We start from the raw sequence: 26,852 nt of genomic DNA on the forward strand, positions 1-26,852 counted from the left end.
ACTCGTCCATGACTCAATCTTCCCTCTCCCCCGACTCCGCTGACGCGCTGCTGTTCGATCTTGGCCGCGTCGTCATAGACATCGATTTCGAGCGCACCATCGCATGCTGGGCCGGCCACGCCGGTTGCACTCGCTCCGACCTGGTGACGCGGTTCGTGCGCGGCGACGACTACATGCGCCATGAGCGCGGCCAGATCAGCGATGAAGCCTTCTTCGCCAGCCTGCGCACGACGCTCGGCATCGACATTTCCGACGCCCAGTTCCTCGAGGGCTGGAACGCGATCTTCATCGGCGAAATGCCCGGCATCGCGCCGCTGCTGGCGCGCGCCGCCGAGCAGTTGCCGCTCTATGCCCTCTCCAACACCAACGCCGCCCACGCCGCACATTTCTTGCAGGCACATACCGAGGTGCTCGACCATTTCCGCGAGCTGTTCCTGTCGTCGTCGATCGGGCTGCGCAAGCCGGACGCTGCCGCCTACGACCATGTGGTGAAGGCGATCGGCGTGCCGGCGCAGCGCATCGTGTTCTTCGACGACCTCGCCGAGAACGTCGCGGCGGCCCGCGCCGGCGGGCTTCAGGCGGTTCACGTCACCTCGCCCACCTCGGTGGCCGAGGCGCTGGCGGCGCTGGGCGTGGCGGAAAAATCCTGAACCTGCCGCGATCGCGGTTTTGCGTCCGCACCAGCGCTCGGTTATGAAGCCCGGGTGCGGTCGCGGCCTCCCCGGCCGGCCAGCGCTGGTGATGGAGACTTTGCCGATGGCCTTGATGCCGGTTGCCGACGCGCTGGCCGCGGTGCTCGCCGATGCCGAACCGCTGTCCCGGCAGATGGTCGCGCTCGACGACTGTTTCCACCGCGTGCTGGCCTGCGACGTCGCATCGCTGCGCACCCAGCCGCCGCAGCCGATGTCGGCGATGGACGGCTATGCGGTGCGCGCCGAAGACGCCACGCAGCATGCGGCGCTCACCGTGATCGGCGAAGTCGCCGCCGGCCGGCCGTTCGAGAGGACATTGGGAGCCCATGAGGCGGTCCGCATCTTCACCGGCGGCGTGATCCCCGCAGGCGCCGATGCCGTGGTGATCCAGGAAGACACGGCGCGAGAGGGCACCACCGTATTCATCCACGAGGCCGCCCGCGCTGGCCGCCACATCCGCCCGGCCGGCGTCGACTTCACCACCGGCGACGTGCTGCTGCGCGCCGGCGCCCGCCTCACCGACCGCGACCTGTCGCTGGCCGCCAGCATGAATCATCCCGAGCTTCCGGTGCACCGCCGCCCGAAGGTCGCCTTGCTGGCCACCGGCGACGAGCTGGTGATGCCCGGCCAGCCGCTCGGCCCCGGCCAGATCGTCTATTCCAACGGCTACGCGCTGCGCGCGCTGGCCCGCAACGAGGGCGCCGAGGTGACCGATCTCGGCATCGCCGCCGATACGCTGGATGCCACCGTGGCCGGCATTCGCCGCGCCCGCGACAGCGACGCCGACATCCTGATCACCACCGGCGGTGCCTCGGTCGGCGACCACGACCTGGTGCAGCAGGCGCTCACCGCCGAAGGCGTCACCATGGCGTTCTGGAAGATCGCGATGCGCCCGGGCAAGCCGATGATGCATGGAAGGATCGGGCCGATGCGGGTGATCGGCCTGCCCGGCAATCCGGTGTCGTCCTATGTCTGCGCGCTGCTGTTCATGGTGCCGCTGATCCGCACGCTGTCGGGCCGCAGCGACATCCATCTCGAACGCGAGCCGGCGCTGCTCGGCTGCGACGTCGGCGCCAACGACCTGCGCGAGGACTATCTGCGCGCCGTGCTGGCGGTGCGCGAGGACGGCGCGCTGGTGGCGACGCCCGTGACCCGCCAGGATTCCTCGCTGCTCGGCAATCTGTCCGCCGCCCACGGCCTAGTGGTTCGCGCCCCCACGCCCCCGCCGCGCCCGCCGGCACGCCCTGCAGCGTGCTGCGTTTGCCGCTTTAAGGCGGTCCGATTGCGTTGACGGGAAATTAATCGTTGCGGAACACATATGGAACAGATAGTGTTCGTTCATGATTTGTTTCTGACCTTCCGGCGCCGCGACCGCTCAACTTCGATCGGCTGATCAGCGCAAGGCCGGAAACGCGACGGTGGTCAACGCCGTCCTATTGAGGATCGATCGAGATGCTGACCCGCAAACAGTACGAACTTCTGCGATTCATCGATCAGCGCCTGAAGGAAGCCGGCGTGCCGCCCTCCTTCGACGAGATGAAGGACGCGCTCGATTTGCGCTCCAAGTCCGGCATCCACCGACTCATCACCGCGCTGGAAGAGCGCGGCTTCATCCGCCGCCTGCCCAACCGGGCCCGCGCCATCGAGGTGTTGAAGCTGCCCGAACTCGGCGGCAGCAGCAGCGTTGCTGGCAACGGTCGCCGCGGCTTCACGCCCAGCGTCATCGAGGGCACCCTCGGCAAGGTGCGACCGTCCTCTGGCAATGCCGAGGATGACGGCGCGCGTTCGGTGCTGGTGCCGGTGATGGGCCGCATCGCCGCGGGCACGCCCATCGAGGCGCTGCAGACCCGCAGCCACAACATCAGCGTGCCGACCGACATGCTCGGCTCCGGCGAACACTACGCGCTGGAAGTGCGCGGCGACTCCATGGTCGAGGCCGGCATTCTCGATGGCGACATGGCGCTGATCCAGCGCAAGGACGCCGCAGAGACCGGCGACATCGTGGTCGCCCTGATCGACGAGGAGGAAGCCACCCTGAAGCGCTTCCGCCGCCGCGGCGCCTCGATCGCGCTGGAGCCCGCCAACGCCGCCTACGAGGTCCGCATCCTGCCGCCCAACCGGGTGCGCATCCAGGGCCGGCTGGTCGGACTGTACCGCAAGTACTGAGTGAACGCGCAACGACTTGCTGCGCCGTTGTTCGTGACGCAGAGCCGTTCGCTCACGGTTCATCAGCCTGCACGTCGGTCTCGGCCGGCGTCGCATCGGGCGCGCGCTGCCGCCCCGGCAAGATCGCGCCGCTGGCAACCTCGAGCGTGTCCGCTGCGGCTGGTGCCCATGGCCGGTCCCGCCCTTTCGGCCTGATCGCATCGATCACAAAACCGCCGCTGGTTTGCCGCAACGCCGTCGCACCGGTTTTCTGCAGACTATCACGATCGATCACCGTCGCTCCGCAATCCCCCGGCGGCTGTCTTGTTGTGACAATGAGCGTCGCGCGCAGGCAATCATCGACAAAGGCATCCGGCTGCAGCGCCAGCGCGACCAACGCGCCGTCGGCCAACGTCGCCACGCAGCCGGCGCCATCGCAGGCGATGCCGTTGCCCAGCGTCGGATCGTTCGGCAATCGCGAATCCGCATCCGCCGCCAGCCATTCCTTGAGCAGAAACGAATCTCTGGCGCTGCGCATCACATGCAGCCGCCCGTCCTTGCCGCGCACCGCGACGCTGTGGCCGTCGCCTGATATCAACACATCCGGCTGCGTCACCATCGCGGCCCATACCATCGACGCCGCGACAAAGCCCGCGCCGATCCAGCGCAGCGGCGTGCGCAGCAGTCCGAGCAGCACGATGCCGATGGTTGCCGCGAGCAATGGCCCGGTCCCGAACGCCGGCACGCGGCCGATGGCACCGGGCAATGCCGCGACCCATTGCGTCACCACGATCATCCACTGGATGCCGACATCCATCAGCCGCCAGAACACGCTGTCGAGCCCGAACGGCGCGGCCGCAAGTCCTAACAGCCCCGCCGGCATCACCAGCGCAGAGACCACTGGCATCGCCAGCAGGTTTGCGACGACGCCGTAAGGCGTGATGCGGTGAAAGTGAAACGCCGCATAGGGCGTGGTCGCGAGCCCGGCGACCAGCGAGGCCAGCGCCAGCATGACGATCTCGCGGCCGCCCCACAGCGCCGCGCGCGCGGTGCGCGAATGCTCCGCCGTCGCGAACAGCATGGGCATGCCGACCTGCACCAGGGCCACCAGTCCGAGGGTCGCCGCGAACGACATCTGGAAACTCGGATGCACCAGCGCCTCCGGCGCCAAAGTGAGCACGATCATCGCCGCCACCGCCAGGGTGCGAAAGGTGATCGCACGGCGATCCACCATCACAGCGATCAGCACCACCGCCGTCATGAAAAACGAACGTTGCGTCGCGACTTCGGCGCCGGACAGCAGCAGCAGATAGAACAGCGCGGCGGCGAGTGCTGCGGCGGCCGACCACTTCTTTATCGGAAACGTCACCGTCAGCACCGGGATCAGCGCCAGCAGCGCGCGCACCGCGAAGAACACCACGCCGGCGACCACCGCCATGTGATAGCCGGAGATCGACAGCACATGACCGAGGCCGGAGATGAACATGGCGTCGTTGACATCGGGCGAGATGGCGTCGCGCCGCCCAGTCAGCAGCGCAGTGGCGATGGCGCGGCTATCGCCGGAGAGGACGTTGGCAATGCGCGCATCGATGGCATCGCGCAGACCCTGCATGGTCGCGGCATAGCGCAGCCGTAGGCCACCCGGCGCCGGCGGATCGACTGTCTTGATCGCGCCCATGACAAAGCCGGAGGCGCCGATTCCCTGGAAATAAAGGTCGCGGCCGAAGTCGTAGGAGCCGGGCCGCAGCGGCGCCAGCGGCGGCTGCAGCCGCGCCTTCACGTCAACGAAGCTGCCGACCGCCGGCGCGGTGCCCTTCCTCACCGACAGCCGCACGCGTTCGAGCTTCGTGGTTACGCGCGGGCCGTCCATCTCGGCGACCCGCAGCACGAAGCGGTCGGTGCGCTCGCGCACCTCGCGGGTCTCGACAAAGCCTTTCAGCGTGACCGAGTACAAAGGCTGCGCCAGCACCGCGTGGGCGATCCGCGCGGTCTTCAACGTCGCCACCGCGAAGCCCACCGCCAGCGCGGCGACCATCACAACAAGCGGAAACCAGCCGTGCCGGCGCGACAGAAAGGCCGCGATACACAGTGCGCCGGCAGCCGCGGCGGCGATCCACGCGACCGGCTCATGGTCGGCGACGAAATACAGCGCAATGCCGGCGCCGAAAGCGATCGGCACCCAGGGCAGCAACCGGCCGGGGCCGGCTTCTGCGCGCGCCCACGCCTGCAGTGTGGCGATGAGCGAAGGCCAGAAGTCTGCACCTGGCCGCAGCGCACCGCTCGCCGTTGCGGCCTGCGGCGGCCATGTGCCGGCCTGCGCGCGCGGTCTGGTGTTGCGTCCCCCGTTGGCCATCGCGCGTCTCATCGCCCGGCATATTCAGCGCGATGCTAGCGGAAGGAATAACCGGGCGGCTACGAGAACGGATGGGGAATGTGTAGGCGCTCCGCACTCTCCATGTCGTCCCCGCCTTCGCGGGGACGACATGGAGAGCAAGCCATAGGATGGGTAGAGCGTCTTCGCGAAACCCATCATTGCCAAGCATCAGGCTGATGGGTTTCGCTTCGGCGCAGGGCGCCTGCGCTCTACCCATCCTACAATTCTGCTCAGGTCGCCTTGGCGTAACTATCCCTCAATCCAACCGTGCGGTTGAACACCAGTTTGCCCGGCGCGGAATCCTTGTCGCGGCAGAAGTAGCCCTGGCGCTCGAACTGCACGGCGGCGTCGGCATTGTCGCCGGCCAGCGCCGGCTCGACCATGGCGCCGGTCAGCGTTTCCAGCGACTCCGGATTGATCTGCGCGGCGAAGTTGGCGGCGTCGGGCTGCGGCGCGGTGAACAGCAAATTGTAGATCCGCACTTCCGCCGGCACCGCTTCCGCCGCGCTGACCCAATGGATGGTCGCCTTGACCTTGCGCCCGTCCGGCGCATTGCCGCCGCGGGTTTCCGGATCGTAGGTGCAGCGTAGTTCGACCACTTCGCCGGCCGCGTTCTTGATCACGTCGCGGCAGGTGATGAAGTAGCCGTAGCGCAACCGCACTTCCCTGCCCGGCGCCATGCGGAAGAATTTCTTCGGCGGCTCTTCCATGAAGTCGTCGTGCTCGATGTAAAGCTCGCGGCCGAACGGAATTTTGCGCGAACCCAAGCTCTCGTCCTCGGGGTGGTTGACCGCGTCGAGCTGTTCGACCTGGCCTTCCGGATAATTCTCGATCACCACCTTGAGCGGCTTGAGCACCGCCATGCGGCGCTGCGCGGTGCGGTTGAGAGTCTCGCGGATGGCAAAATCGAACATGTCGATGCCCACCGTGCTGTTGGCCTTGGCCACGCCGATGCGCTTGACGAATTCGCGCAAGGCTGCGGCCGGCACGCCGCGACGCTGCAGCCCGGCCAAGGTCGGCATCCGCGGATCGTCCCAGCCGCTGACATGGCCGCCGCGCACCAGTTCGGTAAGCACGCGCTTGGACAGCAGCGTGTAGGTCATGTTCAGGCGGGCGAACTCGTACTGGTGCGGCCGCGATGGCACCGGAAGGTTGTCCAGGCACCAGTCGTACAGCGGCCGGTGATCCTCGAACTCCAGCGTGCAGATCGAATGCGTGACATGTTCGATCGCATCCGACTGGCCGTGGGCGAAGTCGTAGCTGGGATAGATGCTCCACGCCGTGCCGGTGCGCGGATGATACGCATGCAGGATGCGGTAGATCACGGGATCGCGCAGGTTGATGTTGCCCGAGCCCATATCGATCTTGGCGCGCAGCACCCGGGTGCCGTTCGGAAACTCGCCGGCGCGCATCCGCGCGAACAGGTCGAGATTCTCCTCCACCGAGCGATCCCGGAACGGGCTGTTCTGGCCGGGTTCGGTCAGGGTGCCACGGGTCAGGCGGATCTCTTCCTGGGTCTGGTCGTCCACATAGGCCTTGCCGGCGCGGATCAGGTGCTGTGCCCAGCCATAGAGCTGCTCGAAATAGTCCGACGCATAATGCAGGTTGCTGCCCCAGTCGAAGCCGAGCCAGCGCACGTCGCGCTGGATGGCGTCGATATATTCCTGCTCTTCCCGGGTCGGGTTGGTGTCGTCGAAGCGCAGGTTGCAGATACCGCCGAATTCCTCGGCAATGCCGAAGTTCAGGCAGATCGACTTGGCGTGGCCGAGATGCAGGTAGCCGTTGGGCTCCGGCGGAAAGCGCGTCACCACGCTCTTGTGGGCGCCGGAGGCCAGATCCGCCGCAACGATGTCGCGGATAAAGTCACGGCCTGCTTCGGTTACCGATTCGTCTGTCATGGGGTGCCTTTCAAGCTGCGCCCTATGTGCCAAATCCGCGGCCCCGCGCCAAGGGCCGGAGCGGCGGATTGGAACCGGTCCGCCGTGCCGCCCGCAATTCGCGGGGACAGCGTGCGGGCGGTGTGATAAACGCCCGCCAACAGTCCCCTCAGCATCGATCGAAGCCATTAATGACCGCACCTGTTGTCACCCGCTTTGCGCCCTCCCCGACCGGATTTCTCCATATCGGCGGCGCCCGCACCGCTTTGTTCAACTGGCTCTATGCGCGCAAATTCGGCGGCAAGATGCTGCTGCGGATCGAGGACACCGACCGCGAGCGCTCCACCGAGCCGGCCATTGCGGCGATCCTCGACGGGCTGAAATGGCTTGGCATCGAGTGGGATGGCGACACCGTGTTTCAGTTTGCCCGGGCCGGCCGGCACCGTGAGGTGGCCGAGCAGCTGCTCGCCGCAGGCAAGGCCTACCACTGTTACGCCACCGCCGACGAACTCAAGGAGATGCGCGAAAAGGCCCGCGCCGAGGGCAAGTCCAAGCTGTACGACGGCCGCTGGCGCGACCGGGCCGCCACCGCGGCCGAAGCCGGCATGAAGCCGACGATCCGGCTGAAGGCGCCGCTGACCGGCGAGACCGTGATCGACGACCAGGTGCAGGGCCGCGTGGTCTGGCAGAACGAGAACCTCGACGACCTCGTTCTGCTGCGCGGCGACGGCAACCCGACCTACATGCTCGCGGTGGTGGTCGACGATCACGACATGGGCGTCACCCATGTGATCCGCGGTGACGACCATTTGATCAATGCTGCGCGCCAGAAGCAGATCTACGATGCGCTCGGCTGGGAGCTGCCGAGCATGTCGCATATCCCGCTGATCCACGGCCCCGACGGTTCCAAACTGTCGAAGCGCCATGGCGCGCTCGGCGTCGATGCCTACCGCGCGCTGGGCTATGTGCCGGCCGCGCTACGCAACTACCTGGTCCGGCTCGGCTGGAGCCATGGCGACCAGGAGATCTTCTCGACCGAGGAGATGATCGCGGCCTTCGACCTGTCGGCCATCGGCCGCTCGGCGGCCCGGTTCGATTTCGCCAAGCTGGAAAACCTCAACGGCCATTACATCCGCCACTCCGACGATCAGTCTCTCGCAACCATGTTCGAGGATGTGCTGAGCTACGTCCCGAACGGCGCGACGCTGAAAGCCAAGGTCAACGATACCACCCGCGCCCAGCTGCTGCAGGCGATGCCCGGCCTGAAAGAGCGTGCCAAGACCCTGATCGAGCTGATCGACAATGCCGGTTTCATCTTCGCCGACCGGCCGCTGGCGATGGAGCCCAAGGCCGCCGCGGTATTGACGCCGGAGACCCGGGCACTGATCGGCAAGCTTCAGATCGCGCTGGCCGAGGTGACCGACTGGAGCGCCACGACCACCGAGGCGGCGATGCGCACCTTCGCCGAGGCCAACGGGCTGAAGCTCGGCGCCATCGCCCAACCGCTGCGGGTGGCGCTGACCGGAAAGACGACGTCGCCGGGGATCTTCGACGTTCTGGCGGTACTCGGGCGGTCGGAATGCCTGTCCCGGCTGGCGGATCAGGCATCCGTTTAGGGGCCTGACGGCCGATTTTGCCCATCTTGCAGCGCACACAGCAATGCGATACGCATTCTGGCGAAGCCTGCTCCGGCCTGCCGCGCAATGTTTCCTGACATTGCGAACCGGCCTGCCGGCCTCTCAACGATCGCATCGGGGACGACACGATGGACGCAACAACCAAGACCAACACCGCAACGCTCACGGTCGGTAACAAGAGCTATGACTTCCCGATTTTAAGCGGAACCGTCGGACCCGATGTGGTCGATATCGGTAAGCTCTACGCCCAGTCCGGCCTTTTCACCTACGATCCCGGATTTACCTCGACAGGCAGCTGCCAGTCGAAGATCACCTATATCGACGGCGACGCCGGCATTCTTGAATACCGCGGCTACCCGATCGAGCAGCTGGCCGACAACGGTGACTTTCTTGAGACCTGCTACCTTCTGCTCAACGGCGAACTGCCGAATGCCGCGCAGAAGAAAGACTTCGATCAGATGGTCACGCACCACACCATGGTGCACGAGCAGATGGCCCGGTTCTTCCAGGGCTTCCGCCGCGACGCGCATCCGATGGCGGTGATGGTGGCTTCGGTCGGCGCACTCGCCGCCTTCTATCACGACTCCACCGACATCAACGATGCCAAGCAGCGCGAGATCGCGTCGATCCGGATGATCGCCAAGATCCCGACGCTGGCGGCAATGGCTTTCAAGTACACCGTCGGACAGCCGTTCGTGTATCCGACCAACTCGCTGGATTTCGCGTCGAACTTCCTGAAGATGTGCTTCGCGGTGCCTTGCGAGGAATACGTCGTCAATCCGGTGCTGGCCAAGGCGCTGGACAAGATCTTCACCCTGCACGCCGACCACGAGCAGAACGCCTCGACCTCGACCGTGCGCATTGCCGGCTCGTCCGGCGCCAACCCATTCGCCTGTATCGCCGCCGGCATCGCCTGCCTGTGGGGACCGGCCCATGGCGGCGCCAACGAAGCCGCGCTGGCGATGCTGTCCGAAATCGGAACGGTCGACAAGATTCCGGACTTCATCGCCAAGGTGAAGGACAAGAACTCCAGCGTCCGCCTGATGGGCTTCGGTCACCGCGTCTACAAGAACTACGATCCGCGCGCCAAGATCATGCAGCAGACCTGCCATGAAGTGCTCAAGGAAACCGGCCACGGCGGCGACGAGATGCTCGCCGTTGCCATGGAGCTCGAGAAGATCGCGCTGTCGGACCCCTACTTCATCGACCGCAAGCTGTACCCGAACGTCGACTTCTATTCGGGCATCACGCTGAAGGCGATGGGCTTCCCGACCTCGATGTTCACCGTGCTGTTCGCAGTCGCCCGCACCGTCGGCTGGATCAGCCAGTGGAGCGAGATGATCGAGGATCCGCAGCAGAAGATCGGCCGTCCGCGCCAGCTCTACACCGGCGCCGCCCGCCGCGATTACGTGGACATCAGCAAGCGCTGATTGCCTCGACTAGATCAAACACAAACGGCGGACCCCACGGTCCGCCGTTTTCGTTTGCGCGGTACCGGCGTCAGGCCGGCGACTTCAACTGCATGTAGCTGGTCGGAATCGCGGTCGTGAACTTCATCTCTTCCATGGCGATGGACGAGTTGATGTCGGAAAACTCCAGCCGCTTGATCATGCGCTGGTAGACCGCGTCGTAGGTCTCGACGTCGGGCACCACGATGCGCAGCAGATAGTCGGTATCGCCGGTCAGCCGCCAGGCCTCGACGATCTCAGGGATGTCGCCGATTACCCGCCGGAACGCCTGCAGCCAGTCCGCCTCGTGACGCGGCGCCTTCACCGAGGCGAACACAGTCATCGGCACGTTGACCTTGCGCCGGTTCAACAGGGCCACCCGCCGGGTGATGACGCCGTCCTCATCCAGCCGCTTGATCCTGCGCCAGCACGGCGCCGTGCTGAGGCCGACCTTTTCCGCGATGGTGGCGATCGCGACCGAGGCGTCGTTCTGCAGGATATCGAGAATCCGGCGATCAATGGCATCCACGCGCTGATTCCTCCCGAATATTGAACCTAGAATGCTAATCTCTCGTCATCACCGATAAAATATTGCTCTAATCTTGAAATTTAAGCAATATCCTCGCCGCCCTGGATCGATTTCGGCGATCTTCGATCGCATTGTTGCGCGGTCTATTTGTTATCCTTCCGGCCACATCTGAAGCTGGCAAGGACGGACCGGAATGCGAACCATCGGATTATTGGGCGGGATGAGCTGGGAAAGCACCGCGGTTTACTACCGACGGATCAACGAGACCGTCCGCAACAGGCTGGGCGGCCTGCACTCGGCCGAGGTGATCCTGCACTCGGTCAATTTCGAAGCCATCGTGGCGCTTCAGAAGGCCGGCGACTGGGATCAGGCCGGTGCGGTGCTGGCACAGATCGCGCGCAATCTGGAAGGCGCCGGCGCCGACTGCGTCCTGATCTGCACCAACACCATGCACAAGCTGGCCGACACAGTTCAGGACGCGATCTCGATCCCGCTGCTGCACATCACCGACGTGACCGGTGAGGCGGTCAAGGCCGCGGGCTGTCGCCGGCCCCTGCTGCTCGCCACCCGCTACACGATGGAGCAGGATTTTTACCTCTCCAAGTTGCGCGACGACCACGGCCTTGCGCCGCTGGTACCGAACGACGAGGACAGGACCGCTGTTCACGACGTCATTTTTGGTGAATTATGCTGCGGCATCGTCAGCCAAGCATCGCGTCAGCGCTATCTCGACGTGATCGCCACGGCCAAGGCGGCGGGCGCCGACAGCGTCATTCTCGGCTGCACCGAAATCGGCCTGCTGATCGGCGCCAAGGACTTCGACCTGCCGGCGTTCGATTCCACGTTGATTCATGCCGATGCGGCGGTAGCCTTCGCCCTCGACCAACTGGACACGCGGAAACGCAACGCCGCGTAAATCCCCGCGCCTGCATGGCACGGTTCGCCACGCTGCTGTGGCCAACCGTGCCAACCATGATAGGTTCAGAAAAATTCGAACAACAGGAGATGTGAGATGTCGATCAAGAAGCTGACGGGGTCCTTCGTTGCGCTGATTACACCGTTCAACAAGGACGGCTCGGTGGACTTCGCCGCATTCCGCACGCTGCTGAAATTCCACCAGGACAACGGTACCTCGGCGATCCTGATCATGGGCTCCACCGGCGAGTCCTCGATGCTGTCGCAGCAGGAAAAACAGCAGATCATCGTCGAGTGCGCGAAGATGAAGACGCCGGACATGCCGATCTTCTTCGGCTGCACCGGCAACAACACCGACACGACTATCGCCAACGTCCGCTTCGCCAAGGACAATGGTGCCGACGGCGCGATCCTCGCGGCGCCCGCCTATATCTGCGCGCCGGAAGCCGACATCGAACGCTTCTTCCTCGACGTCGCCGACGCCACCGACCTGCCGCTTGGCATCTACAACAATCCGCCGCGCGTGAAGAGCGACCTTCATTGGGACAACCTGATCCGCATCTTCAAGCACCCGAACTACGTGGTGCACAAGGAGTCCACTGGCCGCGTCGGCCAGGTGGCGCAGGTGCTGGCCGCCGATTGCGGCGTGTCGGTGATGTGCTGCGACAGCCCGAACCTCGGCCTGGTGGTGCCGACCATGAGCCTCGGCGGTCACGGCACCGCCAACATGACCGGCAATCTCGCGCCGGCCGAGATGGCTATCATCTCCACGCCGTGGACCAGCTACACCGAAGCCGTCGGCTTCAAGAATGCCTATCTCGGCCTGCTGCCGCTGCTGCACTACACCTATTCGGCGATCAATCCGGTTGCCGTGAAGTCGCTGATGAAGGCGATCGGCATGCCGGCCGGCGATCTGCGCAAGCCGCTGACCATGCTGGAAGGCGAAGCGCTGGCCAAGGGCATCCGCATCATCCAGGAGCTCGAGCTCGACAAGAAGTACGGCTACAAGATCTCGTCGCTCTCGGCCGTCGCGGCCTGATCGATGGATCTTGGAATCCGCGGTCGCAAGGCACTTCTCAGCGGAGCGAGCCGCGGTATGGGCAAGGCCTGCGCCATGGCGCTGGCCAAGGAGGGTGTCGATATCACCATCCTGGCCCGCACGCCCGAAACCCTTGAAGCTACCTGCGCCGAGATCCGCGACGCCACCGGCGTCGCGGTGACGGCGGTGGTTGGCGACATCACCACCGCCAAGGGCCGCGACGATGCGCTGGCGGCCTGCCCCGATCCGGACATTCTGCTCAACAATGCCGATGGTCCGGTGCCCGGCGACTTCCGCGACTGGACCCACGCCGACTGGTCGGCAGCGCTCGACGCGATGATGCTGAGCCCGATCGAGATGATGCGGCGGAGCGTCGACGGCATGATGGCGCGCGGCTTCGGGCGGATCATCAACATCGTGTCGCGCAGCGTGAAGATTCCGCAGCTCGAACTTGGCCTGTCCAACGGCGCCCGCTCCGGCCTGGTCGGCTTTGTCGGCGGGCTCGCCCGCCAGACCGTGGCGCATAACGTCACCATCAACAACCTGCTGCCGGGTATCTTCGACAGCGATGCGCAACGCCGCCATATCGAGGGCATGCTGGTACCGGGCGGCAAGAGCTACGATGAAATCTGGCGCGAGCGCGCCGCCGCCAATCCCGCCAAGCGCTACGGCCGGCCGGAAGAACTCGGCGCCTACTGCGCCTTTCTATGTTCAGAGCACGCAGGATTCGTTACAGGCCAGAACATACTGGTCGACGGGGAAGCTACCCAGGAACCTTTTGATGCAGCATTTGAGAGGATTTTCTGTGAAATATCGTTTGTCCTTCGCCCTCGTCGGCGCCGCACTGCTGGGATTGAATGCGGCGCCCGCCGCGGCCCAGACCTACCCCACGAAGAACGTCACCGTCATCGTGCCCTACCCAGCCGGCGGATCGGTCGACGGCGTCGCGCGCATCCTGGCGCAGCGACTCACCGATACCATGGGGCACAGCTTCATCGTCGAGAACCGCGCCGGTGGCTTCGGTGGCATCGTCGGCGCCAACTACGTCGCCAAGGCGGCGCCGGATGGCTACACCATCATGCTCACCGCATCGATCCACGTGGTGACGCCGTTCCTGCAGAAGGCCGTCCCCTACGACGTGGTCAAGGACTTCACGCCGATCTCGCTGGTGGCCTCAGGGCCGCTGCTGGTCAGCACCACCCCGAAAGTGCCGGCCAACACGCTGAAGGAATTCTTCGATCTGGTGCGCAAGAATCCGGACAAGTACACTTTCGCCACGTCGAGCTTCGGCTCCGCCGGCCATCTGGCGATCGAACTTCTGAAGCGCGACGCCGGCGTCAACACGCTCGTCATTCCCTATAAGGGCGCCAACCCCGCGCTCACCGACCTGATGGGTGGCGACATCCAGCTGATGGCCGACCCGATGCTGTCATCGCTGCCGCTCGCCAAGGCCGGCAACATCAAGGCGCTGGCGGTCACCAGCCTGAAGCGCGTTGCCATCGCGCCAGAGATTCCGACGGTGGCGGAATCCGGCATGACCGGCTTCGAATTCTCGTCCTGGTACGGGTTGTGGGGTCCGAAGAACCTGCCGCCGGAAATCGTCACCAGGCTGCAGGCCGAGATCACCAAGATGGCGCAGCAGCCGGACGTCAAGGCGCGCTTCGAAACGCTCGGCTTCGAAGCGATCGGCTCTACGCCGGAATACTTTGCAAAATATATCTCGGATGAAATGTCGCGCTACGACAAGATCATCAAGGACGCCAACATCAAGGCCGAGTAGCCCTCAGGTCAGCAGCGACAACACGATCTCGGCCGCGCCAACGCTTGGCGAGGCCTTGCCGGTGGCCATGATGGTGTCGAGCCGTGCAAAGGCCTCGATCTGGCGCTGCCGCAGTGGTGTGGCCCCGAGCACATCGCGCAAGGCCGGCGCGAGTTTTTCGGGGCTGCAGTCCTGCTGGATGAATTCCGGCACGACGTTCTCGCCGACCACGAGATTAGCGAGGATCACCGATGCCGACGTGATCCGCCGCCGCACGATCCAGGCTTCGGTTGCGCCGCCTTTGTAGGCCCCGACCATCGGCACGCCCGCCACGGCCAGTTCCAGCGTCGACGTCCCCGACTTGCACAGCGCGGCATAGGCGGTCCGGAATGCAGCGCGCTTGTCGTGCTCGCCGACCACCACGCGCGGCTGCACCGGCCATTGCTTCAGGGCGGCGGAGATGGCGTCCACCAGATGCGGCATGGTCGGCAGCACCAGTTCGAACGCCACGCCCTGCTGCTGCAACAGCCCGAGCGTCGCGCCGAAGATCGCCATGTGGTGGCGGATCTCGCTGCGCCGGCTGCCCGGCAGCACCAGCAACAGCGGCGGCTGCGCATCGCGCCGCGCCTGCTCTTCGGCATTCGGCCGCAACTCGGCGGTCTGCTCGATCAAGGGGTGGCCGACATAGGTGCAAGGCGGCCCGCCGAGCCGCCGATGGGCGTCCGGCTCGAACGGCAGCAATGCCAGCACGTGATCGATATAGCCGCGCATCGCCGCTGCGCGGCCGGGCCGCCAGGCCCATACCGATGGCGAGACGTAATCGACGATGGGAATCGAGGGCGCGCGCCGTCGCACCCGGCGCGCCACGCGGTGGGTGAAATCGGGACTGTCGATGATGACGAGAATATCCGGCGCCGCCTTTAGCACCGCGCCGGTGGTCTCGCGCAGCCGCCGCAGGATCATCGGCAGCTTCTTTGGGATCGCCGAGAATCCCATGATGGACAGCTCTGTGATGGGAAACAGCGAGACCAGGCCTTCGCGCGCCATCGACGTGCCGCCGACACCTTCGAACACCACATTCTCGCCGAGCCGCTGCCGCAGCACTTTCATCAGCGCCGCGCCGAGCCGGTCGCCGGACTCCTCGGTGGCGACGAGAAAGATCTTTCGCGGGGTGTCATGCCGGCAGTCCGGTGACGAACAGGCCGGCGCCATCCGCGGCCGCGATCATGGCCTGCGGTTCGGCGACGATGGTGTTGCCGGCGACGATGGCGATGCCGGCAAGCTCAGCCGCGATCGCACGCGCAATGGTTTGCGGCCCAAGGGTCGGGAGATCGAAGCGCAGGTCCTGACCGCTCTTCGGCGCCTTCACCAGCACGCCGCGCCCGGCCTTGGCGCGAATGCGGTTTTCGCCGCGCAGCCGCGCCACCCGCGCCAGCAGCCCGTCGGTGCCCTCAATGTCCTCGACCCCCACGACGTGACCGTCGATCACCACGGTGGCCTGGCCGATGTCGAACGGGCTCAGCGCGCGCAGCACGGCGCGGCCCTTGGCGATGTCGGCCTCGGCATCCGCATCGGGCACCGCGCGGGTCAGCGAGCCCGCCGGCATCAGGAGATCCGGCGCCACGTCCTTGATCCCGAGCAGGCGAAAGCCCTGCCGCTCGAAGATGCGGCCGATGCCGGTCAGCAGATGGTCGTCGCCGCCGCGAAACGCCGACAGGATGTGGCGCATGGCGCGCAGCGTGCCCCAGTCGAGGCGGATCTCCGAGAGCGCCGGCCGCACCAGAGTGCCGATGAAAACGAGGTCACGGCATCCGTCGCCGCGCATCAGCCGGGCCAGGCGGCCGAGCTGGCCGATCGGGATCCAGTGATGGCGATAGCGCGCTGCGGCTGCGGGATCGCAGATCCCCTGCAGCGCGAACAGCACCGGCGTGATGCCGCGCGCCAGCAGCGAGTCCGCGACCGCGAACGGCAGCGCGCCGCCGCCTGCGATCAACCCGACCGGCGATGAGTTGGAAGGATCCCGATCGGTCATGGCTCGCCGCTGTCCGATCCTCAAGCGCTGGTTTTATTGCCTTCGGGCAGGCACAGCGCGCGATGCTTGCCGGCGCCGATGAAGGCCAGGATCTCGGCGATGGCGGGATCTTCCGACGCCATCGGCAGCACGCGCGCCAACCGCTCGGCAAACATGCCGTCGCCGTGAAACAGTTTCTGATAGAACGAGCGCACCAGCGCCAGCCGTTCCTTGGTGAACTTGCGGCGCTTCATGCCGATGATATTGAGGCCTTCGAGGCTGGCATACTGGCCGTTGGCGAGGCCGAACGGAATGATGTCGCCGCGCACGCCGCAGATGCCGCCGACCATCACCTGCGGACCGATGCGGGTGAACTGGTGCACCGCCGACAGTCCGCCCATGAAGACGAAATCGCCGATCTCGCAATGACCGCCGAGCGTCGCCGAGGTCGCGAAGATCACATCGTTGCCGACATGGCAGTCATGGCCGACATGGCTGCAGTTCATGAAGTAGCCGCGATCGCCGACCGTGGTGATGCCGCCGCCGGCCACGGTGCCGGCATTCATGGTGACGGATTCACGGATGGTGCAGCCGTTGCCGATCACCAGCTTCGTCAGCTCGCCCTTGTAGCTCAGCGACTGCGGCGGCGTGCCCAGCGACGCAAACGGATAGATCGTGCAGCCGTCGCCGATGGAGGTCTGGGCGGTGATGTGCACATGGGCGATCAGCTTGCAGTTGGCGCCGATCACGACGTTGGGGCCGATGACGCAATACGGGCCGACGGTGGTGCCCTCACCAATGACGGCGCCATCTTCAATTCGCGCCGTGGGATCGATCATGCTCATCGAAAGGTCCAGTTTCAGCCGGGTGTCGCGTGAATATGGTGGGTTTTCCGTTGGTTAGCGCGCGCGTTGGAGGCTGTCCAGTGACGTTTGATGATGCACTGTTTCAGGCTGCCCGCGCCCGCACGGCCTGCGGGTAGCCCGGTCGCGGAGTTGCCAAGTCGTTTTCCGGGGCGCAGTCTCATGACCGCGCAACGTCGCAAACACGGGGAGAGAAACGATGAAAGAGCATACGACGCTCGACAGCCGCCATCGCACGTCCGATGGCGCGATCGGCCAGAAGCACGGCAACACGCAGCTGAGCACGCTGCGCGCGATCTACGGCAAGAGTTTCGCAGCGGGCTTCCAGGACAACGCCACGCTCGGCGAGGTGCTGTCCAAACTCAACGAGACCTCGCTCAGCCAGCTGCGCCGCGACCACGAGACCGGCCATCTCAACAAGAAGATCGTCAAGGCGACGAAGCAGTAGGCTGGAATTGTGTCCCGGACGCGGTGCAGTGCGCCTCCGTCAGGAGGCGCGCGTCCGGGACACCATATCAGTCCGTCAGCATCGCACCGACGTTGGCTTCGGCCACGGTGACGCCATTGACCTTGGCATCGCCGTGAAACCACCACATGGTCTTTTTTCGGCCGATGCTGGTCATGTGATATTCGACGGTGTCGCCGGGCATCACGGGCTTGCGGAACTTGCACTTGTCGATGGTCAGGAAGTAGACCGCGCGCGGCTTCTCGGTCCCCTCCACAGACATGATACCGATGACGCCGGCGGTCTGCGCCATGCCCTCGATCATCAGCACGCCCGGATACACCGGCCGATCCGGGAAATGGCCGAGAAAGGCCGGCTCGTTGATGGTGACGTTCTTGATGCCGATACCGCTGTAATCCTTGCGGATGTTGACGACCCGGTCGATCAGCAGGAACGGGTAGCGATGCGGCAGGGTCTTGAGGATCGTGTTGATGTCGACCAGCTCATAGGCAATCGGCGACACAAGATCGATTGGTGCTTTGTCGGTCATTGCCGCCCCTCGTCTGTCGCATCCTGCGACCCCGCATCCGCGCCCGGGGCGCTGTCGCGTCCGAGCTTTTCCACCGCGAGAATTTCGCGAAACCATTGTTTGGTCGGCTTGGCAAAGAAGCCACCCCAGCGCCCTCTGGCAGGGATACTGTCCTTGACGCCGCTCATGGCAGTGACCTGCGCGCCGTCGCCGATGGTAATATGGTTGTTAAGACCGACCATGGCGCCCAGAACGACGTTGTCGCCGAGGGTCAGGCTGCCGGCAAGGCCGCATTTGGCGGCGATGAGACAATGCCGCCCGATGGTCACGTTGTGGCCGATCTGGACCTGGTTATCGATCTTGGTGCCCTCGCCGACGATGGTGTCGCGCAGGCTTCCGCGGTCGATGCTGGTGCCGGCACCGATCTCCACGTTGTTCTGGATCAGCACCCTGCCGGCCTGCGGCACCTTGAGGTGGCCCTCGGCGCCATAGATGAAGCCGAATCCGTCCTGGCCGATACGGCAGCCCGGGTGAATCAGGACGTTGTTGCCGATCAGAGCGAACTGGATCGTCGAGCCGGCGCCGACGTTGCAGTCGCGGCCGATCTTCACGCCGGCCGCGATCACCGCGCCTGAGCCGATCACCGAGCCCGAACCAATCTCGACATCGGGACCGATCACAGCCAGCGGATCGACGGTCACGTCGTCTTCCAGCCGTGCGGTGGCATGGATGACCGCTGATACCGCGATACCGGTCAGCGCGAAGCCCGATTGAGGACGCAACGCATCCTGCTGCAGTTCGCGGTGCAGCTGCACAAAGGCAGCAAACGGCTTTTTGGCGCGGAGAACCGAGACATGTGGAGGAACGCTCGCCGCGTGGCGTTCGTTCACCAGAACCGCGCCTGCGCGCGTCTTGGCGAGCTGGTCGACGTAACGGATATTGTCGAAGAAGGCCAGATGCCCAGGGCCGGCCTCGTCCAGCGAGGCAAGACCGGTCACCATCTGGTCGGCGCACGCGGCGTCGGCCAGATCCGACTTCGTTGACATGGCGATCTCAGCCAGCGTCAACGAAGTGAATTTCCTGAAGAATGTCGGTTGTGCCATTCCACCCGTCGCGGTCCGGCCGTTGATCAAACTCAGAACGAAGTTCCGCCGCCAAACTTGAACTGCTGGACGCGATCGAACTGGCCCTTCGTGAGCGGAATAGCATAGTCGAAGCGCAACGGGCCGAACGGGGACTGCCAGATCAAGCCGACACCGACCGAGGTACGAACGAGATTGGTGTCGTCATATTGCAGGCCGGTACAGTTGCCGACGGTCGTCTTGCTGGAAGGCGTGCAGTTGGCGCCGTTCAGAGCCACACCGTTCCTTGCCGCCGTGGTCTCGCCCGTCGCAGACCATGTGGTCGGCCCCTGGTAGTCCCAAAGCGAACCGGCATCGGCATAGAGCGCGCCCTTGATCCCGACTTCCTTCGGCAGGAACCAGAACGGCATCTGCAATTCCGCCGACGCGCCCCAATACTTGGTGCCGCCCAGCGCATCGCCGGTCGCACCCAGCGCAACATAGCTGATGTCGCGCGGACCAATACCGTTCGGCGCGAAGCCGCGAACCAGGTTGGAACCCATCTGGAAGTGGTCGAGCATGCGGATGTCGCTGCTGCCGGCCTTGTTCAGGATACCGCCCTGCCCGTGGATGATACCGACGATATCGGCCACCAGCGGAGTGTAGTACTTGGCGTCGAACGAGCTCTTGATGTAGCTGACGTCGCCACCGACACCGGCGTAGTCCTGCTTCCACTCGAGGAACAGGCCGTCGGTGGGGTTCTTGTTATTGTCGAGGGTGTTGTAGTTCAGCGTATAGCCGACCAGCGAGGTCAGCGACTTGCCGCTTGCCAGCTCCCGTCGGACCGGCAGCGAGGACTCGCCGTCGGCGTAGCAGCCCCATGTGGCCGAATTGCCGGGGTCAACAGCCGAAAGAGTTCCAGCCGCAGCGTTGATTGCGCCAGGCGTCAGCGTCGTAGGGTTAAAGTTGTTGCAATTCGAGTATGCAGCCGGAAGCGAGATTTCCTGCTGATAGATCGAGTAGCGCAGCTGCAGCGACAGATCTTCCCGGAGCTGGAAGCCGAGCCGCGGGCTGAAGCCGAGCGTCTTCGTGTTGTACGAGATGTACTGGTTGGACAGCTGCTGCTTCTGGTAGAAATCGAGACCAAGCGCAACACGGTAGTCGAGCAGGTACGGCTCGACGAACGACAGCGAGTAACCACGTGCGTACTGGCCGTACTGCACCGACGCCTTGGCGAACAGGCCGCGGCCGAGGAAGTTACGCTCGGAAACGCTGACCTCGCCCAGGGCGCCATCGGTAGTGGAATAGCCGCCGGAGACCGAGAAGTCGCCCGTGGATTTTTCTTCAAGATCGACCACCAGGATCACGCGATCGCTGCTCGATCCCGGCTCGGTCGTCACCTTGACGCTCTTGAAGAAGTCGAGGTTCTTCAGGCGGCGCTCGGCACGATCGACCAGCGCGCGGTTATACGCGTCGCCTTCGGCAATATCGAATTCGCGGCGGATCACATAGTCGCGGGTACGGGTGTTGCCGCGCACATTGATGCGCTCGATGTAGGTGCGCGGACCTTCCTCGATGGAAAAGGAGATCGAAACGGTGTGCTGCTCGAAGTTACGATCGCCGCGCGGACGGACCACGGCAAAGGCGTAGCCGCGACGCGAGGTCTCGATCTGCATTTCTTCGACGGACTTCTCCAGCGCCTCGGCGTTGTAGAGCGAGCCGACATTGACGCGGGAGAAGCCGCGCAGCGAATTGCCATCGAGCGTCGGAATAGTGGACTGGAAGTCGACGGAAGAAACGCGGTACTGGGCGCCCTCCTCGATCTTGAAGGTCACCAGGAAGCCCTTGCGCTCGGTATCGTATTCCGTGAGCGCGGCCACGACCTGCACATCGGCAAAGCCGTTCTTCAGATAATAGCGACGGATCAGGTCGCGATCGGCCTCGACACGGTCCGGATCGTAGATATCGCCCGAAGCCAGGAAGCTCAGCAGGTTGGATTCACGGGTCTTGATGACGTCCTTGAGGCGATAGGACGAATAGAAGTTGTTGCCGATGAAGTTGATCGTCTTGACGCCGGTCTTCTGGCCTTCGTTGACGGTGAAGATCAGGTCGACGCGATTGTTCGGCTGTTCGATGATCTCGGGCGTGACGCTGACGTCATAGCGGCCCGAGCGGCGATAGATTTCGGCGATACGCGAGGCGTCGGCCTGCACCATCGGACGCGACAGCGTGCCACGCGGCTTGGACTGCACTTCGGCGCTGAGCTGGTCATCCTTGACCTTCTTGTTGCCCTCGAAGGCAACGCGCCCGATCACCGGATTCTCGACAACGACGACCGTCAGCCGGCCGCCGCCCTGGTTGATTCTGACATCCTGGAACAGGCCGGTCTCGATCAGGGCCTTGAGACCGTCATCGATGTTGCCCTGGTCGAGGCGACCACCCGGGCCGGGCTTGAAATAGGAACGGATCGTTTCCACATCGACTCGACGATTGCCTTCAACGGCAATCGACGCCGAGGTCTGGGCAACGGCCGGCGACGCCAGAAGCGCTGCGGTCACCGTGGCTGCAACCGGCATGGCGACCAACATGAGGGCAGCCAGAACGCTTCCCCGCAACACTCGCATTCCAAACTTCATGCGCAACGCGCCCTTATCATTCCATCGCCAGCCCGCACCCCTACGGACTGACAGAATCCCATTTGTTGCCATGCTTGTAGCCAATTTTACCGGACTGGCAAACGGCCTTTCGCACTGCAATTCCAATTTCATTCCAAGACGTTGCCCATCGGCCACGCAATCAAGGTCGCGACTCATGACGCCGCCAGATGCAGAATGTCGTTGTAGGTCGCAAATACCATCAGCATCAGCACCAAACCCAATCCAATCCGGAACCCCATCTCCTGCGCCCGCTCCGACAACGGACGGCCGCGCGCCGCCTCAAAGGCGTAGAACAGCAGGTGTCCGCCATCCAGCAGGGGTACCGGGAAAAGGTTAAGCAGGCCGATGGAGATCGAAAGGACCGCCGCGAGGTGAATCAGCGCGGTCACCCCGATGGTCGCCACCTGGCCGGAGATCTGGGCGATTCGCAGCGGGCCGCCGACTTGGTCGGCCGCCTCGCGGCCGGTAAAGACGCCGCCGATATAGGCCAGCGTGCGATCGACCACGAACCAGGTCTCCTTGACGCCGAGCACAAAGGCCGCGGCCGGGTTAACCTTCTCGGTGGTCGCCTCGCCGGCCGCCGCCGAGCGGGTAATGCCCAGCACGCCGAGGCGGTGGACGTTGCCGAAGCTGTCTTTGACTTCCTTGAGTTCCGGGGTTGCCTTCAGCTCGACGGTCGAGATCGCCCCGCTTGATGCTGAAGGTGAGCTGCTCGCCGGCCTTGATGCCGACGATGCGCTGCATATCGGAGAAGCTGCCGATGGCGTTTCCGTCGATCGACTTGATGACGTCGCCGGACTGGAACCCCGCGGCCGCCGCGGCGCTGCCGACCTGCACGGTATCGACCTGCGCCGTGGTGCTGGGCTTGCCGAAAAACGTGAAAAGGCAGGTGAAAATCACGATGGCCAGAATGAAATTGGCGATCGGGCCGGCGGCGACCACGGCGGCGCGCGCACCGACCGACTTGTGATGGAAGCTGCCCTCGCGCTCTTCCGCGGTCATGGTGGCCAGCGCGGCGCTCGATGGCGTGCTGGCCTCACTCTCGTCGCCGAAGAATTTCACGTAGCCGCCGAGCGGAATCGCCGAGATCTTCCAGCGGGTGTTGTGCCGGTCGTTGAAACCGATCAGCTCTGGCCCGAAGCCGAGCGAGAAGGTCAGGACCTTCACACCGTTCCAGCGGGCGACCAGAAAGTGGCCGAGTTCGTGGAAGAAAACGACGATCGTCAGGACGAACAGGAAGGGAATGATGTAGCCCACCACACCGTGGCTCAACGTATTGAAACTATTTAGAAAAAGTCGAACATCCCAATTCCCCTACCGCGGGGCCAAAGGCCCCGTCCCCAATGATCTAGGATGCCTTTGCGGCAATTTGAGGCAAGAGGGTGGCAGCCATTTTTCGCGCGTTATGGTCAACGGCGATGGCGTCGTCCGCCGAGCTCAGCGGCGCCAGGTTCCCTGCCCGCACCCAGCCATCCATGGTGGCCTCGACCAGGCGCGCGATGGCGCCGAAGCGGATTTTCTGGGCAATGAAGGCCGCCACCGCGATTTCATTGGCGGCGTTGTAGACCGTGGTCGCGCCATGGCCCGTGCGCAGCGCGTCATAGGCCAGCTTCAGGCCGGGGAACCGGGCATAATCCGGCGCTTCAAACGTCAGCGATCCGATCTTGGCGAGATCGAGGGTCGCGGCGCGGCCGACGATACGGTCCGGCCAGCCCAGGCAATGGGCGATCGGCGTGCGCATGTCCGGCGCCCCCATCTGCGCCATCACCGAGCAGTCGGAAAACTCGACCATGCCGTGGATGATCGACTGCGGATGCACCAGCACTTCGATTTCGTCGGGCGACAGCGCGAACAGATAGGACGCCTCGATCACCTCGAGGCCCTTGTTCATCATCGATGCGGAATCGATGGTGATCTTCTGCCCCATGCTCCAGTTCGGATGCTTGAGCGCCTGCGCCAGGGTGGCCTGCTCGATGTCGGCGGCAGCCCAAGTGCGGAACGGTCCGCCGGAGGCGGTGATGATGACACGGATGAGTTCTTCGCGGTTGCCAGATCCCAGCGCCTGGAACAGCGCGTTGTGCTCGGAATCTGCAGGCAGGATACAGGCGCCGGCCTTTGCGGCCCGCTCCATGAAAAAATCGCCGGCGCAAACCAGGCATTCCTTGTTGGCCAGCGCGATGGTGGCGCCGCGATCGACGGCGGCCAGCGCCGGTTTCAGTCCGGCAGCCCCTGACACGGCCGCCATGACCCAATCCGCTGGCCGCTCGGCCGCCTCGACGATCGCGCTGTCACCGGCACCGCTGGCGATCCCGGTCCCCGCCAGAGCCGCACGCAGTTCGCCGAGCAACGAGGCATCGGCCAGCGCCACGTAGCGTGCGCCGAACTCTTTCGCCAGCTTGACCAGCCCGGTAACATTGGTGTTCGCGGTCAGGGCCTCCACCTGATACCGCTCGGGCGACGCCCGCAGCAGGTCCATGGTGCTGTCGCCGATCGAGCCGGTGGCACCGAGCACGCTGACGCTGCGCACGGCGGACGCCGCGGCCTTGTTGTTTCGCAATGGGACTGCGCTCATTTTTTTACCAAACCATAAGAGCGCGGCCGACGCCATCGGCGCCGCCCCGCAAAACCGATCAACGCAGCTGCAACAACTGCGAACACGTAACCGTCGAACCGATCCAGCAAGCCGCCGTGACCGGGAATGATGTGGCTGGAATCCTTGACGCCGAAGTTGCGCTTCACCGCGGATTCGAACAGGTCGCCGAGTTGCGAGACCACCGTCAGCACCGCGGCAAGCGCAAGCAGCGGCAGCAGACGGCCGACGCCGAACCAGGCGAAGCCCGCCGCCACAGCCAGGCTGAGCACCAGGCCGCCGATGGCGCCGGCCCATGTCTTCTTGGGGCTGATGCGCGGCCACAGCTTCGGACCGCCGATGCCCCTGCCCGCGAAATAGCCGCCGATATCGGTGACCCAGACCACCAGCAGAACGAACATCAACGCGGCGAATCCCCAGAGCGGATCGAGCCGCACCACGACCGAAGCCAGCAACGCGGCGAAGGCATAGATGACGCCGACGACAATCCAGCCTGCATTGCGGCCGACGATCATGACCCATTCGACGAACAGTCCGACGGACACCAGCGCCACAAGGCTGAACCACAGCCAGCCACCGGCATAGGCAATGGCAACGGCAATGGGGACCATCACCAGTGCCGCAAGCACGCGCATCAGAAGATTTCGCAAACCGCGATCGTCCACCTGCTTCGGTGTCGCGTCGTCGTGATTCACGCCCGTCACGAACCGGTCTTTGCGACGAGGCCGCCGAAGCGGCGCTCGCGGCGGGCATATTCGGCGATCGCGCCTTCCAGCGCCGCCTTGTCGAAATCCGGCCAGTGGATCGGCACGAACACCAGTTCGCTATAGGCGGCCTGCCACATCAGGAAATTGGACAGCCGCTGCTCGCCGGAGGTGCGGATGATCAGGTCGGGATCCGGGATATCCGGTGCGTCCAGATACTGACCAAGCACGTCGGCATTGATCGAGGCGGGATCGCGCTTACCCTCGGCAACCTCTTGCGCCAAGCGCTGCGCGGCATTGGCGATCTCCTGACGAGCGCCGTAGTTGAAAGCGACGACGAGCGTCAGCTTGGTATTGTCGCGCGTGAGATCCTCGGCTTCCTTCAGCAACGCGCAAATGTCGGGATCGAGTCCGGTGCGTTCGCCGATCACCCGCACGCGCACGCCGTCACGATGCAAGGTCGCCAGATCGTTGCGGATGAAGCGGCGCAGCAGGCCGAACAGGTCGCCGATCTCGGTGGCCGGACGCGACCAGTTCTCGGAGCTGAAGGAGAAAATCGTCAGGTAGAGAATGCCGAGTTCGTTGGCGGCCCGCACCACGCGGCGCAGCGCCTCGACGCCGCGGCGATGGCCTTCCACGCGCGGCAGGCCGCGTGCCGCAGCCCAGCGTCCGTTGCCATCCATGATAATCGCGACGTGCAACGGCATGGATCGGTCAGATCCATCGGTTGCGGGCGCGGCGGCGTTCGACATCGATCAATCCCTGAAGCACCCTGCGGCGACGCACAATTCCGTCCGCCGCAAAAGAATACTCCAAATCAACAGGTTGCACGTCGCGGGCGGCATCACCGATGGCCGCCCGGGGATCATTCACGCTAGAGCATGAACGGGTAAAGGAGAACGTCTTTTCGCCTGCCCCGTGCCCAAATGAAAGCGTTCGGCCGGTGCAGGCGGTCCGCACCTAGACCGTCATGATTTCCTTTTCCTTGGCCGCCAGCAACTGATCGATCTCGGCGATCGACGCGTCGGTCGCCTTCTGGACCTCGTTATCCAGGCGCTTCTGGTCGTCCTCGGTGATCTCGTGGGCCTTTTCGAGCTTCTTGATGTGGTCGATGCCGTCGCGGCGGACATGGCGCACGGCGACCTTGGCGGCCTCGGCATACTTGTTGCCGACCTTGACCAGTTCCTTGCGGCGCTCTTCGTTCAGCTCGGGAATGCGCAGACGCAGGACCTGGCCTTCGGTGGCGGGGCTGAGGCCGAGATTGGAGTCGACGATCGCCTTTTCGACGGCCTTGACCATCGACTTGTCCCACACCTGAACCGACAGCAGGCGCGGCTCCGGCACGCTGACGGTGGCCACCTGGTTCAGCGGCATGTGGCTGCCATAGGCTTCAACCTGCACCGGCTCGAGCATCGAGGCCGCGGCACGGCCGGTGCGCAGACCGCCCAACTCGTGCTTGAGCGCGGCGGTGGCACCCTGCATGCGACGCTTCAGGTCGTTGATATCGAATGGGGCCATGGGGGCCATGAAGCTCTCCTCCTGAATTCTTCGGCTGGGTCCACGAACGACCGCGGATC

At 64.6% G+C, this 26,852-nt stretch carries 20 protein-coding genes and 4 pseudogenes; 10 read left to right on the top strand and 14 right to left on the bottom strand.

Annotated elements, in window-relative coordinates; translation table 11 throughout:
• The first annotated feature begins 8 nt into the window (after positions 1-8).
• The 3 genes and pseudogenes from ONR75_RS19640 (at position 9) to lexA (ending at position 2,858) form a co-directional block, all read left to right on the top strand.
• Positions 9-650, top strand: coding sequence for an HAD-IA family hydrolase (locus tag ONR75_RS19640; protein WP_265078739.1), 642 nt, complete (start codon positions 9-11; stop codon positions 648-650).
• A 106-nt stretch (positions 651-756) separates the two neighbouring features.
• Positions 757-1,964 (top strand): annotated as a pseudogene (glp, locus tag ONR75_RS19645) (gephyrin-like molybdotransferase Glp).
• Positions 1,965-2,144: 180 nt separating this feature from the next.
• Complete coding sequence (gene lexA, locus ONR75_RS19650) at positions 2,145-2,858, top strand: transcriptional repressor LexA (RefSeq protein ID WP_265078740.1); 714 nt, start codon at positions 2,145-2,147, stop codon at positions 2,856-2,858.
• 52 nt (positions 2,859-2,910) lie between these two features.
• Here lexA and ONR75_RS19655 read toward each other — a convergent pair whose 3' ends face one another.
• Together ONR75_RS19655 and ONR75_RS19660 are read right to left on the bottom strand one after the other, a co-directional pair.
• On the bottom strand, positions 2,911-5,190 hold the full coding sequence (locus ONR75_RS19655; RefSeq protein WP_265078741.1) for a ComEC/Rec2 family competence protein: 2,280 nt from the start codon (positions 5,188-5,190) through the stop codon (positions 2,911-2,913).
• 251 nt (positions 5,191-5,441) lie between these two features.
• Entirely contained in the window at positions 5,442-7,109 is a 1,668-nt protein-coding gene (locus ONR75_RS19660; RefSeq protein ID WP_265078742.1) for a glutamine--tRNA ligase/YqeY domain fusion protein, read from the bottom strand.
• 170 nt (positions 7,110-7,279) lie between these two features.
• On the opposite strand from ONR75_RS19660, the gene gltX reads away from it, so the two are divergent.
• Together gltX and gltA are read left to right on the top strand one after the other, a co-directional pair.
• On the top strand, positions 7,280-8,704 hold the full coding sequence (gene gltX, locus ONR75_RS19665) for a glutamate--tRNA ligase (RefSeq protein ID WP_265078743.1): 1,425 nt from the start codon (positions 7,280-7,282) through the stop codon (positions 8,702-8,704).
• A 149-nt stretch (positions 8,705-8,853) separates the two neighbouring features.
• Positions 8,854-10,155 carry a citrate synthase gene (gene gltA / locus ONR75_RS19670; protein WP_265078744.1) on the top strand — a complete coding sequence of 434 codons (1,302 nt, stop codon included), beginning with the start codon at positions 8,854-8,856 and terminating at the stop codon, positions 10,153-10,155.
• A gap of 70 nt (positions 10,156-10,225) precedes the next feature.
• Here the strand turns inward: gltA and ONR75_RS19675 are convergent, their stop codons facing one another.
• Entirely contained in the window at positions 10,226-10,702 is a 477-nt protein-coding gene (locus tag ONR75_RS19675) for an Lrp/AsnC family transcriptional regulator (RefSeq protein WP_265078745.1), read from the bottom strand.
• 193 nt (positions 10,703-10,895) lie between these two features.
• Here ONR75_RS19675 and ONR75_RS19680 point away from each other — a divergent pair, with 193 nt between their 5' ends.
• The 4 genes and pseudogenes from ONR75_RS19680 (at position 10,896) to ONR75_RS19695 (ending at position 14,436) form a co-directional block, all read left to right on the top strand.
• The gene (locus ONR75_RS19680; RefSeq protein WP_265078746.1) at positions 10,896-11,618 is read left to right on the top strand and encodes an aspartate/glutamate racemase family protein; all 723 of its coding nucleotides are present in this window, start codon (positions 10,896-10,898) and stop codon (positions 11,616-11,618) included.
• Between the two features lie 96 nt (positions 11,619-11,714).
• A complete protein-coding gene (locus ONR75_RS19685; RefSeq protein WP_265078747.1) occupies positions 11,715-12,656 on the top strand; it encodes a 4-hydroxy-tetrahydrodipicolinate synthase family protein in 942 nt (313 codons plus the stop codon).
• 3 nt (positions 12,657-12,659) lie between these two features.
• Positions 12,660-13,438 (top strand): annotated as a pseudogene (locus ONR75_RS19690) (SDR family oxidoreductase).
• 23 nt (positions 13,439-13,461) lie between these two features.
• Positions 13,462-14,436 carry a Bug family tripartite tricarboxylate transporter substrate binding protein gene (locus tag ONR75_RS19695; protein ID WP_265078748.1) on the top strand — a complete coding sequence of 325 codons (975 nt, stop codon included), beginning with the start codon at positions 13,462-13,464 and terminating at the stop codon, positions 14,434-14,436.
• A 3-nt stretch (positions 14,437-14,439) separates the two neighbouring features.
• On the opposite strand, the gene lpxB is transcribed toward ONR75_RS19695, so the two are convergent.
• The 3 genes from lpxB to lpxA are packed head-to-tail and all read right to left on the bottom strand — an operon-like array spanning position 14,440 to position 17,271.
• Positions 14,440-15,627, bottom strand: a complete 1,188-nt coding sequence (gene lpxB, locus ONR75_RS19700; protein ID WP_265078749.1) for a lipid-A-disaccharide synthase — start codon at positions 15,625-15,627, stop codon at positions 14,440-14,442.
• The gene (locus tag ONR75_RS19705; protein WP_265078750.1) at positions 15,590-16,447 is read right to left on the bottom strand and encodes an LpxI family protein; all 858 of its coding nucleotides are present in this window, start codon (positions 16,445-16,447) and stop codon (positions 15,590-15,592) included. Before ONR75_RS19705 ends, lpxB begins: the two co-directional genes overlap by 38 nt.
• A gap of 20 nt (positions 16,448-16,467) precedes the next feature.
• Positions 16,468-17,271, bottom strand: coding sequence for an acyl-ACP--UDP-N-acetylglucosamine O-acyltransferase (gene lpxA / locus ONR75_RS19710; protein WP_265078751.1), 804 nt, complete (start codon positions 17,269-17,271; stop codon positions 16,468-16,470).
• Between the two features lie 217 nt (positions 17,272-17,488).
• Between lpxA and ONR75_RS19715 the strand changes: the two genes are divergently transcribed.
• Positions 17,489-17,737: a hypothetical protein gene (locus ONR75_RS19715; RefSeq protein ID WP_265078752.1), complete on the top strand. Its 249-nt coding sequence runs from the start codon at positions 17,489-17,491 to the stop codon at positions 17,735-17,737.
• Between the two features lie 67 nt (positions 17,738-17,804).
• On the opposite strand, the gene fabZ is transcribed toward ONR75_RS19715, so the two are convergent.
• The 8 genes and pseudogenes from fabZ to frr form a co-directional block, all read right to left on the bottom strand.
• Complete coding sequence (gene fabZ, locus ONR75_RS19720) at positions 17,805-18,284, bottom strand: 3-hydroxyacyl-ACP dehydratase FabZ (RefSeq protein ID WP_265078753.1); 480 nt, start codon at positions 18,282-18,284, stop codon at positions 17,805-17,807.
• Positions 18,281-19,366: a UDP-3-O-(3-hydroxymyristoyl)glucosamine N-acyltransferase gene (lpxD, locus tag ONR75_RS19725; RefSeq protein ID WP_265078754.1), complete on the bottom strand. Its 1,086-nt coding sequence runs from the start codon at positions 19,364-19,366 to the stop codon at positions 18,281-18,283. Before lpxD ends, fabZ begins: the two co-directional genes overlap by 4 nt.
• Positions 19,367-19,398: 32 nt before the next feature.
• Positions 19,399-21,960, bottom strand: a complete 2,562-nt coding sequence (bamA, locus tag ONR75_RS19730; RefSeq protein WP_265078755.1) for an outer membrane protein assembly factor BamA — start codon at positions 21,958-21,960, stop codon at positions 19,399-19,401.
• A 173-nt stretch (positions 21,961-22,133) separates the two neighbouring features.
• Positions 22,134-23,241, bottom strand: a pseudogene (gene rseP / locus ONR75_RS19735) (RIP metalloprotease RseP).
• A gap of 88 nt (positions 23,242-23,329) precedes the next feature.
• On the bottom strand, positions 23,330-24,553 hold the full coding sequence (gene dxr / locus ONR75_RS19740; RefSeq protein ID WP_265078756.1) for a 1-deoxy-D-xylulose-5-phosphate reductoisomerase: 1,224 nt from the start codon (positions 24,551-24,553) through the stop codon (positions 23,330-23,332).
• Between the two features lie 4 nt (positions 24,554-24,557).
• A pseudogene (locus ONR75_RS19745) lies at positions 24,558-25,206 on the bottom strand (phosphatidate cytidylyltransferase).
• Between the two features lie 65 nt (positions 25,207-25,271).
• A complete protein-coding gene (locus ONR75_RS19750) occupies positions 25,272-26,027 on the bottom strand; it encodes an isoprenyl transferase (RefSeq protein WP_265078757.1) in 756 nt (251 codons plus the stop codon).
• 208 nt (positions 26,028-26,235) lie between these two features.
• Positions 26,236-26,802, bottom strand: coding sequence for a ribosome recycling factor (frr, locus tag ONR75_RS19755; protein ID WP_413776369.1), 567 nt, complete (start codon positions 26,800-26,802; stop codon positions 26,236-26,238).
• Positions 26,803-26,852 lie beyond the last annotated feature (50 nt).

The sequence above is a fragment of the Rhodopseudomonas sp. P2A-2r genome, assembly GCF_026015985.1.
GTDB lineage: Bacteria > Pseudomonadota > Alphaproteobacteria > Rhizobiales > Xanthobacteraceae > Tardiphaga.

Excerpts from the sequence above, each read along its gene's own strand:
- ONR75_RS19640 (WP_265078739.1), top strand. The coding sequence starts at position 9 with ATGACTCAATCTTCCCTCTCCCCCGACTCCGCTGACGCGCTGCTGTTC.
- ONR75_RS19655 (WP_265078741.1), bottom strand. The coding sequence starts at position 5,190 with ATGGCCAACGGGGGACGCAACACCAGACCGCGCGCGCAGGCCGGCACA.
- lpxA (WP_265078751.1), bottom strand. The coding sequence starts at position 17,271 with ATGAGCATGATCGATCCCACGGCGCGAATTGAAGATGGCGCCGTCATT.
- bamA (WP_265078755.1), bottom strand. The coding sequence starts at position 21,960 with ATGAAGTTTGGAATGCGAGTGTTGCGGGGAAGCGTTCTGGCTGCCCTC.
- gltX (WP_265078743.1), top strand. The coding sequence starts at position 7,280 with ATGACCGCACCTGTTGTCACCCGCTTTGCGCCCTCCCCGACCGGATTT.
- ONR75_RS19680 (WP_265078746.1), top strand. The coding sequence starts at position 10,896 with ATGCGAACCATCGGATTATTGGGCGGGATGAGCTGGGAAAGCACCGCG.
- gltA (WP_265078744.1), top strand. The coding sequence starts at position 8,854 with ATGGACGCAACAACCAAGACCAACACCGCAACGCTCACGGTCGGTAAC.
- fabZ (WP_265078753.1), bottom strand. The coding sequence starts at position 18,284 with ATGACCGACAAAGCACCAATCGATCTTGTGTCGCCGATTGCCTATGAG.
- ONR75_RS19750 (WP_265078757.1), bottom strand. The coding sequence starts at position 26,027 with ATGTCGAACGCCGCCGCGCCCGCAACCGATGGATCTGACCGATCCATG.
- lpxB (WP_265078749.1), bottom strand. The coding sequence starts at position 15,627 with ATGGCGCCGGCCTGTTCGTCACCGGACTGCCGGCATGACACCCCGCGA.
- frr (WP_413776369.1), bottom strand. The coding sequence starts at position 26,802 with ATGGCCCCCATGGCCCCATTCGATATCAACGACCTGAAGCGTCGCATG.
- dxr (WP_265078756.1), bottom strand. The coding sequence starts at position 24,553 with ATGAGCGCAGTCCCATTGCGAAACAACAAGGCCGCGGCGTCCGCCGTG.
- ONR75_RS19715 (WP_265078752.1), top strand. The coding sequence starts at position 17,489 with ATGAAAGAGCATACGACGCTCGACAGCCGCCATCGCACGTCCGATGGC.
- lpxD (WP_265078754.1), bottom strand. The coding sequence starts at position 19,366 with ATGGCACAACCGACATTCTTCAGGAAATTCACTTCGTTGACGCTGGCT.
- ONR75_RS19705 (WP_265078750.1), bottom strand. The coding sequence starts at position 16,447 with ATGACCGATCGGGATCCTTCCAACTCATCGCCGGTCGGGTTGATCGCA.
- lexA (WP_265078740.1), top strand. The coding sequence starts at position 2,145 with ATGCTGACCCGCAAACAGTACGAACTTCTGCGATTCATCGATCAGCGC.
- ONR75_RS19660 (WP_265078742.1), bottom strand. The coding sequence starts at position 7,109 with ATGACAGACGAATCGGTAACCGAAGCAGGCCGTGACTTTATCCGCGAC.
- ONR75_RS19685 (WP_265078747.1), top strand. The coding sequence starts at position 11,715 with ATGTCGATCAAGAAGCTGACGGGGTCCTTCGTTGCGCTGATTACACCG.